1 protein-coding gene is annotated in these 438 nt (G+C 48.6%); it reads left to right on the forward strand.

The features are described 5' to 3' along the window. On the forward strand, positions 1 to 438 hold a 438-nt coding region (locus NI465_RS16560), incomplete at both ends, for a transposase family protein (RefSeq protein WP_494399514.1).

Raw genomic sequence — 438 nt, forward strand, 5'->3', positions numbered from 1 at the left:
TTACCCGGTTATTGCAGAAGCTCAATCAAGATGGTGTTTCAGGCATGACGCATGCCAGTCGTGGTCAACCGGGTCATCGTCGCCATGACGTTCTGTTAAAATCAGAATGTCTTTCCATTATTTCTGAACATCTGCTGGGCTTTGGACCTACCTTGGCGCATGAGAAGCTCAGCAGCATGTTTGACCTGAATATCCCGGTAGAAACGGTTCGGCGCTGGATGACTGCAAATGACCTTTGGATTCCGCGATCCAAACGTCTAAAACGCCCATACCAGCCACGCTATAACCGTGATTGCTTCGGTGAGCTGATTCAGATTGATGGCTCATATCATGACTGGTTTGAAGGTCGAGCTTCCAAATGCTGCTTGCTGGTTTATATCGATGACGCCACTGGAAAGCTGTTGCATCTGCGCTTTTGTGAGGCTGAAACGACCTTTG

The sequence above is a fragment of the Acinetobacter lwoffii genome, assembly GCF_024129855.1.
Lineage (GTDB): Bacteria > Pseudomonadota > Gammaproteobacteria > Pseudomonadales > Moraxellaceae > Acinetobacter > Acinetobacter lwoffii_L.